Origin of the sequence: Pseudonocardia kunmingensis (assembly GCF_006716445.1) — a bacterium.
Lineage (GTDB): Bacteria > Actinomycetota > Actinomycetes > Mycobacteriales > Pseudonocardiaceae > Pseudonocardia > Pseudonocardia kunmingensis.
Genome location: NZ_VFPA01000002.1, coordinates 255,689 through 272,228 on the forward strand (window position 1 = coordinate 255,689; position 16,540 = coordinate 272,228).

15 protein-coding genes are annotated in these 16,540 nt (G+C 73.5%); 6 read left to right on the forward strand and 9 right to left on the reverse strand.

Annotation, left to right across the window (positions count from 1 at the left end; translation table 11 throughout):
• Positions 1-20: 20 nt before the first annotated feature.
• Positions 21-1,442 carry a type I glutamate--ammonia ligase gene (glnA, locus tag FB558_RS17005; protein WP_142054653.1) on the reverse strand — a complete coding sequence of 474 codons (1,422 nt, stop codon included), beginning with the start codon at positions 1,440-1,442 and terminating at the stop codon, positions 21-23.
• A 160-nt stretch (positions 1,443-1,602) separates the two neighbouring features.
• On the opposite strand from glnA, the gene FB558_RS17010 reads away from it, so the two are divergent.
• Genes FB558_RS17010 through FB558_RS17020 form a run of 3 tightly spaced genes read left to right on the forward strand, consistent with a single transcriptional unit; the run spans position 1,603 to position 3,417 of the window.
• Entirely contained in the window at positions 1,603-2,064 is a 462-nt protein-coding gene (locus FB558_RS17010; protein ID WP_142054655.1) for an RDD family protein, read from the forward strand.
• A gap of 34 nt (positions 2,065-2,098) precedes the next feature.
• On the forward strand, positions 2,099-2,632 hold the full coding sequence (locus FB558_RS17015) for a GyrI-like domain-containing protein (protein WP_142054656.1): 534 nt from the start codon (positions 2,099-2,101) through the stop codon (positions 2,630-2,632).
• Positions 2,623-3,417 (forward strand): MerR family transcriptional regulator, encoded by a 795-nt coding sequence (locus tag FB558_RS17020; protein WP_142054658.1) that lies wholly within the window; start codon positions 2,623-2,625, stop codon positions 3,415-3,417. Before FB558_RS17015 ends, FB558_RS17020 begins: the two co-directional genes overlap by 10 nt.
• Positions 3,418-3,451: 34 nt before the next feature.
• On the opposite strand, the gene FB558_RS17025 is transcribed toward FB558_RS17020, so the two are convergent.
• The 3 genes from FB558_RS17025 to FB558_RS17035 form a co-directional block, all read right to left on the reverse strand.
• Positions 3,452-4,183 (reverse strand): DUF4191 domain-containing protein, encoded by a 732-nt coding sequence (locus FB558_RS17025; protein WP_142054660.1) that lies wholly within the window; start codon positions 4,181-4,183, stop codon positions 3,452-3,454.
• A 75-nt stretch (positions 4,184-4,258) separates the two neighbouring features.
• Positions 4,259-5,263, reverse strand: a complete 1,005-nt coding sequence (lipA, locus tag FB558_RS17030) for a lipoyl synthase (RefSeq protein WP_142054662.1) — start codon at positions 5,261-5,263, stop codon at positions 4,259-4,261.
• 88 nt (positions 5,264-5,351) lie between these two features.
• The gene (locus FB558_RS17035; RefSeq protein ID WP_142054664.1) at positions 5,352-6,278 is read right to left on the reverse strand and encodes an oxidoreductase; all 927 of its coding nucleotides are present in this window, start codon (positions 6,276-6,278) and stop codon (positions 5,352-5,354) included.
• 60 nt (positions 6,279-6,338) lie between these two features.
• Between FB558_RS17035 and FB558_RS17040 the strand changes: the two genes are divergently transcribed.
• The gene (locus FB558_RS17040) at positions 6,339-7,274 is read left to right on the forward strand and encodes an LLM class F420-dependent oxidoreductase (protein WP_142054666.1); all 936 of its coding nucleotides are present in this window, start codon (positions 6,339-6,341) and stop codon (positions 7,272-7,274) included.
• A gap of 37 nt (positions 7,275-7,311) precedes the next feature.
• Here the strand turns inward: FB558_RS17040 and lipB are convergent, their stop codons facing one another.
• From lipB to lpdA, 4 genes are all read right to left on the reverse strand, one after another.
• Complete coding sequence (lipB, locus tag FB558_RS17045) at positions 7,312-8,064, reverse strand: lipoyl(octanoyl) transferase LipB (RefSeq protein WP_142054668.1); 753 nt, start codon at positions 8,062-8,064, stop codon at positions 7,312-7,314.
• Between the two features lie 32 nt (positions 8,065-8,096).
• Complete coding sequence (locus tag FB558_RS17050; RefSeq protein ID WP_142054670.1) at positions 8,097-8,987, reverse strand: TIGR01777 family oxidoreductase; 891 nt, start codon at positions 8,985-8,987, stop codon at positions 8,097-8,099.
• A gap of 61 nt (positions 8,988-9,048) precedes the next feature.
• Positions 9,049-10,917 carry a 2-oxoglutarate dehydrogenase, E2 component, dihydrolipoamide succinyltransferase gene (gene sucB, locus FB558_RS17055; RefSeq protein ID WP_142054671.1) on the reverse strand — a complete coding sequence of 623 codons (1,869 nt, stop codon included), beginning with the start codon at positions 10,915-10,917 and terminating at the stop codon, positions 9,049-9,051.
• A 45-nt stretch (positions 10,918-10,962) separates the two neighbouring features.
• Positions 10,963-12,345 carry a dihydrolipoyl dehydrogenase gene (gene lpdA, locus FB558_RS17060; RefSeq protein ID WP_142054673.1) on the reverse strand — a complete coding sequence of 461 codons (1,383 nt, stop codon included), beginning with the start codon at positions 12,343-12,345 and terminating at the stop codon, positions 10,963-10,965.
• Positions 12,346-12,504: 159 nt separating this feature from the next.
• Between lpdA and FB558_RS17065 the strand changes: the two genes are divergently transcribed.
• Together FB558_RS17065 and FB558_RS17070 are read left to right on the forward strand one after the other, a co-directional pair.
• Positions 12,505-12,849, forward strand: a complete 345-nt coding sequence (locus FB558_RS17065; protein WP_142054675.1) for an oxidoreductase — start codon at positions 12,505-12,507, stop codon at positions 12,847-12,849.
• 235 nt (positions 12,850-13,084) lie between these two features.
• On the forward strand, positions 13,085-14,830 hold the full coding sequence (locus FB558_RS17070) for a CocE/NonD family hydrolase (RefSeq protein ID WP_246106571.1): 1,746 nt from the start codon (positions 13,085-13,087) through the stop codon (positions 14,828-14,830).
• A gap of 106 nt (positions 14,831-14,936) precedes the next feature.
• On the opposite strand, the gene FB558_RS17075 is transcribed toward FB558_RS17070, so the two are convergent.
• On the reverse strand, positions 14,937-16,436 hold the full coding sequence (locus FB558_RS17075) for a leucyl aminopeptidase (protein WP_142054677.1): 1,500 nt from the start codon (positions 16,434-16,436) through the stop codon (positions 14,937-14,939).
• Between the last annotated feature and the right edge of the window lie 104 nt (positions 16,437-16,540).

The window sequence follows — 16,540 nt, forward strand, 5'->3', positions numbered from 1 at the left end:
AGGTCAGGCAGGGCTACCGATCAGACGTCGTAGTACAGGGCGAACTCGTACGGGTGCGGACGCAGCCGCAGCGGGTCGATCTCGTTCTCCCGCTTGTAGGAGATCCAGGTCTCGATCAGGTCGGGGGTGAACACGCCGCCTTCGAGCAGGTACTCGTGGTCGGCCTCGAGCCGGTCGATGACCGCGGCGAGGCTGCCGGGCACCTGCGGGATGTCCTTGGCCTCCTCCGGCGGGAGCTCGTAGAGGTCCTTGTCGATGGGGGCCGGCGGCTCGATCTTGTTCTTGATGCCGTCGATGCCGGCCATCAACATCGCCGAGAAGGCGAGGTAGGGGTTGCCGGAGGAGTCGGGGCAGCGGAACTCGATGCGCTTGGCCTTCGGGCTGTTGCCCGACAGCGGGATCCGGATGCAGGCCGAGCGGTTGCGGGCCGAGTAGACGAGGTTCACCGGGGCCTCGAAGCCGGGCACCAGGCGGTGGTAGGAGTTCACCGTCGGGTTGGTGAAGGCCAGCAGGCTCGGGGCGTGGTGGAGCAGGCCGCCGATGTAGTAGCGGGCCATGTCGGACAGGCCGCCGTAGCCGGTCTCGTCGTGGAAGAGCGGCTGGCCGTCCTTCCACAGCGACTGGTGCACGTGCATGCCCGAGCCGTTGTCGCCGAACAGCGGCTTCGGCATGAAGGTCGCGGTCTTGCCGGCCTCCCACGCCGTGTTCTTCACCAGGTACTTGAACAGCATGATGTCGTCGGCGGCGTGGAGCAGCGTGTTGAACTTGTAGTTGATCTCCGCCTGCCCGGCGGTGCCGACCTCGTGGTGCTCGCGCTCGACCTCGAAGCCCGACGCCTGCATGTTGTGCACGATGTCGGCGCGCAGGTCGGCGTAGTGGTCGACCGGCGGGACGGGGAAGTAGCCGCCCTTGTAGTTGACCTTGTAGCCGAGGTTGCCCCCGACCTCCTCGCGCCCGGTGTTCCACCAGCCCTCGGAGGAGTCGATGTGGTGGAAGGTCTCGTGCGGGTTCGAGCCGAACCGGATCGAGTCGAAGATGTAGAACTCGGCCTCGGGCGCCATGAAGGCGGTGTCCGCGATGCCGGAGGCCCGCAGGTACTCCTCGGCCTTGCGCGCGATGTTGCGCGGGTCGCGGCTGTAGGGCTCGCCCGTGATCGGGTCGTGCACGAAGAAGTTGATGTTCAACGTCTTGTGCTTGCGGAACGGGTCGAGCCGGGCGGTGGCGGAGTCCGCGAACAGCGCCATGTCGGACTCGTTGATCGCCTGGAAGCCGCGGACGGACGAGCCGTCGAAGGCGGCGCCGTTCTCGAGCAGGTCAGCGGCCGTGGCGGCGGGGACGGTGAGGTGCTGCATCACTCCGGGGAGGTCGCAGAACCGGATGTCGACGTACTCCACCTCCTCGTCCGAGATGAACTTCAGGACCTCTTCGGAGTTGCTGAACACCCACTGGCTCCTTCGAACGACACGGTGGTCGGCTGGACTGCCTTCGTCGGCGGCGACGCTATGGCGGCCGTGTTGCCCGGCCGTCACCCGGTCGTTTCGCAGACGTTAACGGGGCCGACCGAGCGGCAGGTCCTCGTCACACCCTCATACGCTAGGGCCCATGGCCCGCTGGATCGAGTCCTGGTTGCCCGGCGCTTCCCCCGGCGTGGGCGGGCCGCACCCGGGGGAGCGGCTGGGACTGCCCGCCACGGGGGTGAGCTCGGTGGCGGGGCTGGGACGCCGCGTCGCCGCCCTGGCGGTCGACTGGCTGCTCGGCTACGGGATCGCGGCGCTGCTCACCGGCCCCGGCGCGCTCGGGGACCCGAGCCTGGGCTGGTACGTGCTCGGCATCTGGTACCTGCTCACCGCGGTGCCGGTGGCCGTGTTCGGGGCCAGCGCCGGGATGGTCGCGCTGGGGATCCGGGTGGCGTCGGTCGACACCTCGGCCGTCATCGGCGTTCCCCGGGCGCTGCTGCGCACCGCGATGATCGCGCTGGTGCTCCCGCCGCTGGCCCGCGACGAGGACGGCCGCGGCTGGCACGACCGCGCCACCCGCACGGTCGTCGTCCGCACCAGGGCTTGACCCTCCCCGTGGGGGAGACCGGAGCGTCCGGGACATGGAGAACGACACCCGCACCCGCACCCCCGAGCTCCTCGACCTTCCCGCCCGCGACGTGCTGACCGTCGACGGCACCGGCGCCCCGGAGATGCCGGCCTTCACCGCCGCCGTCCGCGCGCTCTTCGCCGTACGCGCCGCGCTCGGCAGCCGCGACGACGTCCCGCTCGAGGGCAGCTACAGCCAGGACGGCGACCCGCTGCGCTTCGACCTCGACGCCCCCGACGGCTGGCACTGGCGGCTGCTCGTCCCCGCCCCGCCGCACGCCACGCCCGAGGCCGTGGCGACCGCGGCCGCCCGCTTCGGCGCGCCCGTCCACCTGCGCAAGCCCCGGGGTCAGCGGGTGGCGCGGCTGCTGCACCGCGGTCCGTACGCTGACGAGGGGCCGACGCTGGCCGCGCTCTACGCGTTCGTCGAGCGTGCGGGGCTGGTTCCGGCCGGCCCGCACACCGAGGTCTACCTGACCGACCCGTCGGCCACGCCGCCCGCGCAGCTGCGGACCCACCTGCAGGTACCGGTCAGCCGATGGGTCTGATGCCGATCGGCGAGTTCGCCCGGTTGGCGCGGCTCACGGTCAAGGCCGTGCGCCACTACGACGTCGAAGGGTTGCTCGTCCCGGCCGCGGTCGACCCGCGCTCCGGCTACCGGTACTACCGCACGGAGCAGGTGCGGACAGCCATGACGATCGCGCTGCTGCGGGGCCTCGACGTGCCGCTGCCGGTGGTGCGGCAGGTGCTCGCTGCGCCCGACGACGCGGCGGTGGCCGCCGTGCTCGCCGACCAACGGGACCGGCTGGCCGCCGAGCTCGTCCGCCGGGAGCAGGCGCTTCGCACGCTCGACGCGCTGCGCGAGGCCCCCGAGCGGATGCCGTACGCCGTGGCGATCGCGGAGCGTGGGCCGGCGCGGCTGGCCGGGCGTCACGGTCGGGTACGCGCCTGCGCGCTCGACGCCGACACCGGTGCGCTCTGCCGGGCGGTGCTCCGCGCCGGCGTCGTGCCGGGGCGGGCGCCGCTCGTCGCGGTGTTCCCGCTGGACCTGGTCGACGAGTTCGACGTGCTGGTCGGCGTGCCCGCTCCGGATGGCGACGCGGCCCTGCCCGGAGGTCCCTGGGCGACCACCCTGCACGTCGGACCGTATCCACACCTGCCGCTCGCCTACACGGCCCTCCTGGAGCACGTGCGCGAGCACGGCCACCGCGCGGTGGGCCCGGTGACCGAGACCTACCTGACCGACCCGAGCGCGACCGGACCGGACGAGCTGGTGACGAGGGTGGCGGTGGCGCTGGCCCCCGACGGCACGAACGGCACGGCCGTGCAGTAGCAGCGCCTGCGACCGACGGAGACGTCGACGAGCGTCAGCGGCGCCGGACCGTGCGCTGCACGCTGCGCATCTTCGCGCCGGCCGGCATCGGGCCCTTCGGCATGGCCGCGGCGCGGGAGCCGAGGGCCGCCAGCCGCGCCTCCATCGACTCCATCTGCTTGCGGTCGATGTTGCGCGGCAGCTTCATGAGGTGGCGCTGGAGCTTGGAGAGGGGCACCTGGCCCTCGTCGTTGCCGACGATGATGTCGTAGATCGGCATCGTGCCCGCGACCCGTGCGGTGCGCTTCTTCTCCTGCGCCAGCAGGCTCTTGACCCGGTGCGGCGCCCCCTCGGCGACGAGGACGATCCCGGGGCGGCCGATCACCCGGTGCACCGCGTCGAGGTGGGTGGTGCCGGCGACGCCGGGGGTGACGCGCCACTGGCCGCGCAGGTTGTCCAGCGCCCAGCCGGCGGCACCGGGCTGCCCCTCGGCCTTGCTGTAGACGTTGCGCTGCACGCGCCTGCCGAAGAGGCTCACCGCCGCGAGCAGGCCCACCGCGATCCCGAGGGGCAGCAGGATCCACTGCAGGTCGAAGATCAGGCCGATCGCGAAGACCACTGCCACCGCCGCCAGCAGCACGCCGATCATCAGCGGGAGCAGCGCCTTGTCCTCGCGGCGCTGCATCTGGAACGCCTGCCAGATCTGCTTGTACCGCGCCCTGGACGCCGCGCGCCGCGCGCGCCTGGCTTCCTGCTTCGCTGCCTTGTCGGGCTTCCCACCGGCCATACGACGAGGATACGTGGTCACGCCAGGCGCACCTCGGAGCCGTACAGCTGTGGCTCCGAGGTGCGCCGGTGAGCGTCAGCTGCGGGCGAGGAGGCTGCTGGCCTCCTGGGCGGCGGGGCCCTCCGCCGCGAGGTGCGCCAGGTCGGAGGAGAGCTCCTCGCCGCGGTGGGCCACGGTCTGGGCGTACAGGCGGCCGGCCCGGTAGGACGAGCGGACCAGTGGCCCGGCCATGACGCCGGCGAAGCCGATCTCCTCGGCCACGCGGGAGTGCTCGACGAACTCCTCGGGCTTCACCCAGCGGTCGACCGGGTGGTGGCGCGCCGAGGGGCGCAGGTACTGCGTGATCGTGATGATCTCGCAACCCGCCTCGTGGAGGTCGCGCAGCGCCGGCGCGACCTCGTCGGGGGTCTCGCCCATGCCCAGGATCAGGTTGGACTTGGTGACGAGCCCGGCGGCGCGGGCCCGGGTGATGACCTCGAGGGAGCGCTCGTAGCGGAACGCGGGGCGGAGGCGCTTGAAGACGCGCGGCACCGTCTCGAGGTTGTGCGCGAGCACCTCGGGGCGGGAGCCGAAGACCTCGGCGAGCTGGTCGGGCTCGGCGTTGAAGTCCGGGATCAGCAGTTCCACACCGGTGCCCGGGTTGAGCTCGTGGATCTGGCGGACGGTCTCGGCGTAGAGCCAGGCTCCGCCGTCCTCGAGGTCGTCGCGGGCGACGCCGGTGACGGTGGAGTAGCGCAGGCCCATGGTGCGCACGGACTCGGCGACGCGCCGGGGCTCGTCGCGGTCGAGCGCGGTGGGCTTCCCGGTGTCGATGAGGCAGAAGTCGCAGCGGCGGGTGCACTGCTCGCCGCCGATGAGGAAGGTGGCCTCCCGGTCCTCCCAACACTCGTAGATGTTGGGGCAGCCGGCCTCCTCGCACACGGTGTGCAGCCCGCCGGAGCGCACGAGCGACTTCAGCTCGGTGTACTGCGGTCCGGTGCGCGCCTTCGTCCGGATCCAGGACGGCTTGCGCTCGATCGGGGTCTCGCTGTTGCGGACCTCCAGGCGCAGGAGCTTGCGACCTTCGGGTGCGATCGTCACGGTCGCCAGGCTACGCCGCCCGTGCGCGCCCGCCGGGGGCTGCACCGGCACCGCGGGCGTGACGCTCGGCATGATCGCCGGATGGGCCTCAGGCGGGGTCCGGCTCCACGCCGGTGGCCTCGGCCGTGGCCACCCACAGCCTGCGGGCGAGCTCGGGGTCCTGGGCGGCGGAGCTGCGGCGGGCGGGGGCCGGGAGCCCGCGGGTCTCGGCCAGGCCACCGGGGCCGATGTAGTCGCCGCCGCGCACCTGGGCGGCCGTGGCCGCGTACAGCTGGGGGAGCACGCCGCGCCGCACCGGCTGCGTGATCACGCGGTTGACCAACCGCCCGGTGGTGGCGAGCCACTCCGGGCCCCGCCTGCGCAGGGAGTTGCCGAGCAGCTCGGTGTCGGTGAGGCCGGGGTGCGCGGCGACCGCGATCACGTCGTCCGCGGCCGCGCGCAGCCGCCGGTCCAGCTCGGCGGTGAACAGCAGGTTGGCCAGCTTCGACTGGCTGTACGCGAGGTCGGGGCGGTACGCCCGCCGCGCGAAGTGCAGGTCGTCGACGTTCAGCCCGGGACCACGGTGGGCGAGGCTGGACACCGTCACGACCCGCGCTGCGCCCGCGGCGCGCAATGCGGGCATCAGCAGCCAGGTGAGCGCCGCGTGGCCGAGGTGGTTGGTGCCGATCTGCAGCTCGAAGCCGTCGACGGTGGCGGCGCGCGGGGTGGCCATCACGCCGGCGTTGTTCATCAGGACGTGCAGCGCGTCGCCGGTGCGCGCCCGGACGTCCGCGGCGGCGCGGCGCACCGAAGCCAGGTCGGCGAGGTCGAGCTCCACCAGCTCGGCGTCGCCGCCCGCACCCTGGACCCGGTCCAGCGCGGCCTTGCCGCGCTCGGGGTCGCGTGCCGTGAGCAGCACCCGGGCCCCGCCCCTCGCGAGCGCGACGGCGGCGGCGAACCCGAGGCCGGAGGTCGCGCCGGTGACGAGCACGGTGCGGCCGGACTGGTCGGGCATGTCGGTCGGCGTCCAGGTCATGATGGTGCGTTCCTACCGGCCGGTGCGGGCCGCCGCCACTCCGGCCACTAGGTTCGACGGGTGGACCTGCGGATCTTCACCGAGCCCCAGCAGGGGGCCAGCTACGACGACCTGCTGCGCGTCGCCACCACCGCCGAGGCGGCGGGCTACGACGCGTTCTTCCGCTCCGACCACTACCTCGCCATGGGCGACGCCACCGGGGAACCGGGCCCGACCGACGCCTGGCTGACGCTCGCGGGCCTCGCCCGTGAGACGTCGCGGATCCGGCTCGGCACGCTCGTCAACTCGGCCACCTTCCGGCTGCCCGGCCCGCTCGCGGTGTCCGTGGCGCAGGTCGACCAGATGTCGGGTGGCCGGGTCGAGCTGGGGCTGGGCGCCGGCTGGTTCGAGGCCGAGCACGCCGCGTACGGCATCCCGTTCCCGGGCCTGCGCGAGCGCTTCGACCGGCTCGAAGAGCAGCTCGAGGTGATCACCGGCCTGTGGAGCACCCTGCCCGGGGAGCGGTACTCCTTCGCGGGCGAGCACTACACCGTCACCGACTCGCCCGCGCTGCCCCAGCCGGTGCAGCAGCCGCACCCGCCGGTGATCGTCGGCGGTCACGGCAAGAAGCGGACGCCGGAGCTCGCCGCGCGGTTCGCCTCGGAGTTCAACGTCGGGTTCTCGACGTCCGACGTGGTCGCGGCGCAGTTCGAGCGTGTCGACGCCGCGTGCCGCGAGATCGGGCGCGACCCGGCCGACCTCGTGCGCTCGGTCGCGCTCGTGATCGCGGTCGGCCGCGACGACGACGAGGTCGCCCGCCGGGCGCTGGCGCTGGGCCGCGAGGTGGACGAGCTGCGCGCCAACGGGCTCGCCGGCACGCCCGGCGAGGTGGTCGACCGGCTGGGGGAGTGGCGCGAGAAGACCGGGATCACCCGCGTCTACCTGCAGCTGCTCGACCTGGCCGACCTCGATCAGGTGGAGCTGGTCGCCTCGCAGGTGGCCCCGCAGCTCGGCTGAACCGGGCGGCGCGCCGGGCCGGCGCGCCGCCTCCGTGTCAGTGCAGCGCCGGGTGCAGGCGCAGGTCCAGCCCGGTCGGCGCCGCCGCGCGCGGCACGACGTGCTCGGCCACCGGCAGCCTCCCGTCGAGTGCGTCCGCAACGGCGGTGGCCGTGGCATCGAGCACCTCGGACACCGGCACGTCCCGACCGAGCTCGACGGCGAGCGAGCTGACGCCGGCATCGGTGATCCCGCACGCCACGATGCGGTCGTAGGCGGTGAGGTCCGGTTCGCAGTTGAGGGCGAAGCCGTGCAGCGTCACCCCGCCCTGCACGCGCACGCCGATCGCCGCGAGTTTGCGTTCCGGCCGCCGGTCGTCGGCAGGCAGCCAGACCCCGCTGCGCCCGTCGATCCGCCCCGCGGCCGGGAGTCCGGCGTCGTGGACCACGTGGATCAGCGCCTCCTCGAGCCGCCGCACGAAGTCGACGACGTCGAGCGGCTCGGCGAGCCCGACGATCGGGTAGCCGACGAGCTGCCCCGGGCCGTGCCATGTGATGCGGCCGCCGCGGTCGACGTCGATGACGGGGGAACCGTCCGTGGGCCGGTCCTCGGGCCGGGTGCGCTTGCCGGCCGTGTAGACGAACGGGTGCTCGAGCAGCATCAGCGCGTCGGGGCCCGTCCCGGCGCGGCGGGCGTCGGCCGCGGCGCGCTGGGCGTCCCACGCGGCGAGGTAGTCGACGGTGCCGATGCGGTCGATCCGCAGCGGTTCGGTGCTCCGGCGGCAGGACGCGCCGGCATCACGGGTTCCCATGCCGCTCACGCTACGCCCAGGTGAGATTCGGTCTAACTGCCCACGGCGGCGCTCAGCGCGTCCGTGACGGTGCGGTGGCGGAACTGGTAGCCGTGCTCCTCGAGCACCGCGGGGACGGCGAACGGGCCGGTCAGCACCATCTCCTCGGCCATCTGGCCGAGCACGGCGCGCAGCGCGAACGCCGGCACCGCCAGCGGGGCGGGCCGGTGCAGCACCTCCGCGAGCGCGGCGGTGAACTGGGCGTTGGTGGCCGGCTCCGGCCCGGCCAGGTTCACCGGGCCCGTCACGTCCGCGTGCTCCACGAGGAACCGCATGGCGCCGACCTCGTCGTCGAGGGAGATCCACGGGAACGCCTGCCGCCCGGTGCCCAGGCGTGCGCCGAGCATCAGCGAGAACAGCGGCCGCAGCCTGCCCAGCAGGCCACCGGCCGGGGACAGCACCGCGGCGGAGCGCATCAGCACGACCCGGGCGCCCCCGGCGGCGGCCGGGGCGGTGGCGGCCTCCCAGTCGCGGCACAGCTCCGCGAGGAACCCCGAGCCGATCGGCGCCGACTCGTCGACCACGCGCGACCCGGTGTCGCCGTACGCGTTGATGCCCGAGGCGTTGAGCAGGGCCGGGACGCCGTGCTCGGCGACGGCGGTGGCCAGCACGTCGGTCGGCACGGTGCGGCTGTCGCGCAGCTGCTGCTTGCGTGCGCCGCTCCAGGGCCGGTCGCCGATCCCGGCGCCGTTCAGGTTGACCACGGCGTCGACGCCGTCGAACGTGCCGCCGTCGATCCGCCCCGCGGGCGGGTCCCAGCCCCGCTCGTCCGGTGCCGCCGGCGCCCTGCGGACGAGGCGCAGCACCTCGTGCCCCGCATGGCGCAGGTCGGCGACGAGGGCGGTTCCGATCAGGCCGGACGACCCGGCGACGAGGACGCGCACGTGATGATCCTCTCCGACCCCGCGGAGCCGCGCGAGTCGAGCGACTCCGCGGGGTCGGAGGTCACAGACCCAGGTCGGCCTCGAAGGCGCCTTCTTCGAGCCGGGCCTTGATCGCGCTGACGAACCGGCCGGCGTCGGCGCCGTCGACGATCCGGTGGTCGTAGGTCAGCGGCAGGAAGCAGACCGAGCGGATGGCGATCGAGTCCTCGCCGTCCGGGCCGGTGACGACCGTGGGCTGCTTGGTGATCTTGCCGGTGCCGAGGATGGCGACCTGCGGCTGGTTGATGATCGGGGTGTCGAAGAGCGCCCCGGCGCTGCCGATGTTGGTGATGGTGAACGTGCCACCGGACAGCTCGTCGGGACCGATCTTGTTGTCGCGCGTGCGCTGCGCGACGTCGGCGATCCGCCGGGCGATCCCCGCGATGTTGAGGTCCTCGGCGTTCTTGATCACCGGCACGAGCAGCCCGCGCGGGGTGTCCACCGCGATGGCCAGGTGCACGCCGCCGTGGTAGGTGACCTCCTTGGTCTCCTCGTTGATCGACGAGTTGACCTGCGGGTAGGCCTTGAGCGCCTCGACCGTGGCCTTCGCGAAGAACGGCAGGAACGTCAGCTTGACGCCCTCGCGCCGCTCGAACTCGGCCTTCGCGCGGGCCCGCAGCGCGGCGATCCGCGTGACGTCGACCTCCTGCACGGTGGTGAGCTGCGCGGAGATCCGCAGCGACTCGGTCATGCGCTGCGCGATGACCTGCCGCAGCCGCGGCATCTTCACCGTGGTGCCCGGCTCCGGCGCGTTCGCGGCCGGCTTGGGCACCTGGCGCGCCGGGGCACCGCTCGGGGCCGGGGCCTGCGGCGCAGGCGCGGACGCCGCCGCAGCGGGCTCCGGCTCGGCGGCCGGCTTCTTCGCATCGGCCGCGGCGAGCACGTCCTGCTTGCGGATGCGGCCGCCGACACCGGACCCCGTGATCGAGGTCAGGTCCACGTCGTGCTCCGCCGCGAGCTTGCGCACGAGCGGGGTGACGTACGGCGCGCCGCCCCGGCCGCCGTCCTCCTGCCCGCCGTCCTGCTCGTCGTCCTGCCCGGCGGGGCGCTCGGGCTGCTCGGTGGCGACCTCGGCGCGCTCGGTGTCGGCGTCGGCCTGCGCGGCCTGCGACGCCGACCCGTTCCCGGAGGGCTGCTGCTCGGCCTGCTGCCGCGGGGGCTCCTCGGCCTGCTCCTGGGCGGGCTCTGGCTCCTGCGCGGCGGGGGCACTCTGCGCCGAGGCGTCGCCGATGACGGCGAGCTGCCCGCCGACGTCGACGGTGTCGTCCTCGTTGGCGGAGATCTCCAGCAGGGTGCCGGCCACGGGGGAGGGGATCTCGGTGTCGACCTTGTCGGTGGAGACCTCGAGCAGCGGCTCGTCGACCTCGACCCGGTCACCGACCTGCTTGAGCCACCGGGTGACGGTGCCCTCGGTGACGCTCTCGCCGAGCTCGGGCATGTTCACGGCGGTGCCCTCACCGCCGGTGGAACCGGTGGCCGCACGCGGCGCCTCGGTGGGCTCCTCGGCCTGGTTCGCCGGGGCGGCCGGCTCCTGGGCGTCGGCCTCCTCCTCGGCGGGTGCCTCCGCGGCGGACTCCGCGGGGGTCTCGCCCCCGGTGTCGCCGGCACCGCTGTCGTCGGCACCGCTGTCGCCGGACTCGGCGGGCGCCTCGTCGGCGTCGCCGATGACGGCGAGCTCACCGCCGACCTCGACGGTGTCGTCCTCGCCCGCGACGATGCGCTGCAGGACGCCTGCGGCAGGGGAGGGGATCTCGGTGTCGACCTTGTCGGTGGAGACCTCGAGCAGGGGCTCGTCGACCTCGACCCGGTCGCCCTCCTGCTTGAGCCATCGGGTGACGGTGCCCTCGGTGACACTCTCACCGAGGGCGGGCATCTGGACGGAGAAGGCCATTTCGGGTCGGAGCTCCTCTTCCTGCGGTTCGGGGGTTCGGGGGCGTCAGCTGTGGCTGTGCAGGGGCTTGCCGGCGAGCGCGAGGTGCGCTTCCCCGAACGCCTCGTTCTGGGTGGGGTGGGCGTGCACGAGGGCGGCGACGTCCTCGGCCTGGGCGTCCCAGTTGTAGACCAGCTGGGCCTCGCCGATCAGCTCGCCGACGCGCGCGCCGACCATGTGGATGCCGACGACCGGACCCTGCGTGCCCTCGCCGCCCGCCTTGACGAGCTTGATCGCACCCTGGGTCTGCAGGATCTGGCTCTTGCCGTTGCCCGCGAGGTCGTAGGTCAGCGTCTGGATCTCCCCGTGGCGCTCGCGGGCCTGCGCCTCGGTGAGCCCGACGGAGGCCACCTCGGGCTCGCAGTAGGTGACGCGCGGGATGCCGGCCTCGTCGATGGGCGGCGGGTTGAGGCCCGCGATCTGCTCGGCCACGAAGATGCCCTGGGCGAAGCCGCGGTGGGCCAGCTGCAGGCCGGGGACGATGTCGCCGAGGGCGTACACACCTCGGAGGTTGGTGCGCAGCTGCTCGTCGGCGAGGACGAACCCGCGCTCCATCGCGACGCCGGCCTCCTCGAAGCCGTGGCCCGCGGTGTTGGGGCCGCGGCCGACGGCCACCAGGAGCAGGTCGGCCTCGATCTCCTCGCCGGACTCCAGCGAGACGGTGACCGACTCGTCGGTCTGCTTCGCGCCGGTGAACTTCACACCGGTCTTGAAGGCGATCTTGCGGCGGCGGAACGCACGCTCGAGCAGCTTGGAGGCGAACTCGTCCTCGTTGGGGACGAGGTGGGGCAGCGCCTCGACGATGGTGACCTCGGCGCCGAAGCTCTTGAAGACCGAGGCGAACTCGACTCCGATCACGCCGCCGCCGAGCACGACCACCCGGTCGGGGACGTTGTCGAGCCGGATGGCCTCGTTGCTGGTGATGATCCGGCCGCCGATGTCGAGGCCGGGAAGCGACTTGGCGTAGCTGCCGGTGGCGAGCACGACGTTCTTCCCGACGTAGCGGTCGTCACCGACCACCACGGTGTTCGGCCCCTCGAAGCGCCCGGTGCCCTCCACCAGGGTGATCTTGCGGGACTTCACCAGCCCCTGCAGGCCCTTGTAGAGCTTGGCGATCACGCCGTCCTTGTAGCCGTTGACGCCGGCCATGTCGATGCCGGCGAGCGAGCTCTTGACGCCGATCTTGTCGCCCTCGCGGGCGGCGTCGGCCACCTCGGCGGCGTGCAGCAGCGCCTTCGTGGGGATGCAGCCGTAGTGCAGGCAGGTGCCGCCGAGCTTGTCGCGCTCCACCAGCACCACGGACATCCCCAGCTCTGCAGCGCGCAGCGCGGCGGCGTAGCCGCCCGATCCGCCGCCGAGAACGACGAGGTCCGCGTTGTGCTCGGGCACGTGTGTACTCCCTACCGATCGGCCGCCACGGGGTGTGGGCAGCGGCATGTGACGCCGCGGATCCCATCTTGTCATCTGCCGGGGTCACGCGTGGCGGCTGGTGCTTCCCGGGAGCGAATCACCCGCGTCGTGCGTTCGATCAGACGGGAGGTGGGTCGGATGGGCCTGCTGGCGAGGTGGACGAGGGGCCGGAGCGGGGCCCGCGGTGCGGCCGACGACGACCGGGCGCACCTGCGGCGGTGGGCCGCGGCGCACGAGGGCGTGGAGGCCTTCGTCGAGCCGCGCACCACGGTCACCGCCACCACCGTGTTGCTGGTGGACAAGGACGGTGCGTGGACGCGCAGGCGCGTCGCCGACCCGGCCGCCGCCCGGAAGTTCGCCCGCTCGCTCGCGATGCCGGTCTACGACGTGCAACTCGTCGGCTACCCGCAGCGGATGCGCGACCACGACGCCCGCGAGCGGGTCCTGCGCGAGCGGGCCCGCCGCGCCCGGCTGGAGGAGTAGCGCCTGTTGGGCGCAGGAGCGGCGGGCGTGTTGCCCAGGCTCCCACCCGGACGAACGGCACTCTCGTCGGTACCTAGCCGACGAAAGTGCCGTTCGTCATGCGGATCCCGCTCGTCAGGAACCCGGGAGGAGCCGCCGCGGAGCTGACGCCCCCTTGTCGGTGACCGGCCGCTGCACGGCACCGAGAACGTTCATGGCCGCTAGCGTCATCCGCAGGCGGCGAGAGGGGACCGGTGTGAACCTGATCATCGAGAAGAACGTCATGGTGCCGATGCGCGACGGTGTGCGGATGGCCACCGACGTCTACCGGCCGGAGGGGGACGGGCCCTTCCCCGTGCTGGTGCAGCGGCTGCCGTACGGCAAGGAGGTGCCGGGCCTGCGCAACCTCTCCTTCGACGTGCTGCGCGGCGCGCAGGCCGGCTACGCCGTCGTCGTGCAGGACACCCGCGGCCGGTTCGCCAGCGAGGGTGAGTTCAACCCGTTCTTCGACGAGGCCGCCGACGGCGCCGACACCGTCGCGTGGGCGGCGGCGCAGCCGTGGTCCACCGGGCGGGTCGGCATGATCGGCGGCTCGTACTTCGGGGCCACCCAGTGGCTGGCGGCGGGCCAGGCGCCGCCCGCGCTGGCGGCGATCGCGCCGTTCGTCACCACCGACCAGTACTACGAGGGCTGGGCCTACCAGGGCGGGGCGTTCCAGCTGGGCTTCAACCTGCACTGGACGCTGTCCGCGCTCGGGCTCGCCGAGCTGCAGCGGCGCCTGGTGGCGGGGAGCGCCACACCCGAGCAGTTCGGTGCGCTCGTCGCCGCCGTCGACGCCAACGAGGAGCTCTACCGGCGCACGCCGCTGCGGGGGCTGCCCGAGCTCAAGGGCATCGCCCCCTACTACGACGACTGGCTCGACCACCCGTCCTACGACGGGTTCTGGCGCTCCTGCGCACCGCGCGAGCACTACGGCGACATCACCGTGCCCGCCCTGAACATGGGCGGCTGGTACGACCTGTTCCTCAAGGGCACGATCGCCAACTACACCGGGATGAGGGCGGCAGGTGGCAGTGCTGCGGCGCGGGACCTGCAGCGCCTCGTCATCGGGCCGTGGGCGCACGGTCCGGTGAGCGGCTGGTTCCCGGAACGGGGCTTCGGGCTGTTGTCGGGGGCCGACGCGGCCGACGTCACCGGCATGCAGCTGCGGTGGTTCGACCACCTGCTCAAGGGCGAGGACAACGGGTTCGAGGGCGACAAGCCGGTGCGCGTCTTCGTGATGGGCGCCGGCGTCTGGCGCGACGAGGACGACTGGCCGCTGCCCGGCACCGAGTTCGTCGACTACCACCTCGGCGGGGAGGGCCGCGCGAACACCGCGGCGGGTGACGGCACACTCGGCACCGCGCCGCCCGCGGGCACCGCCTACGACGCCTACCTGTACGACCCGCGCGACCCGGTCCCGACCGTCGGCGGTGGGACGTTCCTGCCGGGGCTGAACGTCGGCGTGAACGCCGGACCCCGCGACCAGCGCGAGGTCGAGCGGCGCGCGGACGTGCTCTGCTACACCACCGAGCCGCTCGCCGAGCCGCTGGAAGTCATCGGCCCGGTGGAGGCGGTCCTGCACGTCTCGTCCTCGGCGCCGGACACGGACTTCACCGCCAAGCTCGTGGACGTCCACCCGGACGGGCGCGCGGAGAACCTGGCCGACGGGATCCTGCGGGTGCGCTACCGCGAGTCGCTGTCCGAGCCGCGGCTGATGGAGCCCGGCCAGGTCTACGAGGTGCGCGTCGACCTGGTGGCCACGGCCAACCTGTTCCGGGCGGGCCACCGCATCCGGCTCGAGGTCTCCAGCAGCAACTTCCCGCGCTTCGACCGCAACACGAACACCGGGGGCACGATCGCGGAGGAGAGCGCGGAGGACTTCCGCCCGGCCCTGAACCGGGTGCACCACGGTGGCGAGCACCGGTCTCGCCTGGTGCTCCCGGTGATCCGCCGCCGCTGACCGCCCCCGACCCGATCGCACCTTGGAGCCACACTGCTGTTTCTGACGGCTCAGAACAGCAGTACGGCTCCAAGGTGCGGTGGGAGGCGCGAGGGGAGGCGGTTGTTCAGCCGTTCTTTGCTATGTCCGTCAGCAGGGCGTGCAGCGTGCGGACCGGGACGCCCGTTCCGCCCTTCGTCGTGTAGCCGTACGGGCCACCGCTGTGGAAGCTCGGGCCCGCGATGTCGATGTGGGCCCACGGCAGGCCGGCGGGCACGAACTCGCGCAGGAACGTGCCCGCGACGAGCATGCCGCCCCAGCGGCTGCCGGTGACGTTGGCGATGTCGGCGATGCGCGAGTCCAGCTCGCCGCGCAGGTGCTCGGGCAGCGGCATGGCCCAGCCGTCCTCGCCGGTGGCGCGTGCGTGCGCGGCCACCCGGTCGCGGAAGTCGTCGCTGCCCATGACGCCCGCCGTGCGCAGCCCGAGCGCCACCTGCTGGGCGCCGGTGAGCGTGGAGGTCTCCACCAGGTAGTCGGGCTCGTCCTCGGCGGCGCGGACGATCGCGTCGGCCAGGATGAGCCGGCCCTCGGCGTCGGTGTTGAGCACCTCGACGGTGGTGCCGCCGTACATCCGCAGCACGTCGCCCGGGCGGTACGCGGTGGCGCTGGGCATGTTCTCGGCCATCGGGACCGTGGCGGTGACGGCCACCGGCAGCTCCAGCTGCGCGGCCAGCACCGTGGCGGCGATGACCGCGGCGGCACCGCCCATGTCCGAGGTCATGTGGTCCATGTTCGCGGCCGGCTTGATCGAGATGCCGCCCGTGTCGAACGTGATGCCCTTGCCCACCAGCGCGACCTTCGCGCGCGGGTCCGGCCCGCCGGCGTAGCGCAGCCGGACGAGCCGCGGCGTGCGCGCCGACCCGCCGCCCACGCCGAGCACACCGCCGTAGCCGCCGGTGGCGAGCGCCTCCTCGTCGAGCACCTCCACCTCGACGCCCGCGGCCTGCGCGAGCTCGCGGGCGCGGGCGGCGAACGTCTCCGGGTAGAGGTCGTTGGGCGGGGTGTTGACCAGGTCGCGCGCCGTGCGCACCGCCGTGGCGACGGCGGTGGCGACGCGCAGGGTCTCCTCCTGGCCGGCGTCGGCGAACAGGCCGACCGTGCCCACCGGCGCGCGCCCGTTGCCGTTCGAGCGGTAGGCCGTGAACTGGTAGGCGCCCAGCAGCGTGCCCTCGGCCGCGGCGCCGAGGTCGATCCGGCCCAGGGTGCTGACGGCGCTCCCGGTGCCGGCCAGCGCGCGGGCGACGGCGCCCGCGGCGCGGCGCACCTGCTCGGCGTGCGGTTCCCCACCCTCGTCGGGTGCCCCGAGACCGACCGCGACGAGCAGCGGCGCCGTGGTGCTCCCGCGCGTGGGCAGCTTCACCACCTCGTCGGCCTTGCCGGTGGCCCCGGCGACGGCGAGCAGCGCGGTGAGCTCGTCGGCACCGCCGAACGCCTCGGCCACCTCGTCGGCGCCGCGCGCGAGGCGCGGGACCTGCTCCCCGTCGGCGGCGGGCAGCAGCCCGACGACCACGGCGTCGACGTCGGCGGTGGCGGGCGATCCGTCTGCGATGTGCAGGTCGGTGGACACGCGTCGGTCCTCTCGGAGGGGGTGGCGGAGCGGGGCGGCCCACCGGCGGGGCGAGACCCGTTCGAGATGCTAATGACACCACCGTGCCGTCGGAGCGGCCAGCC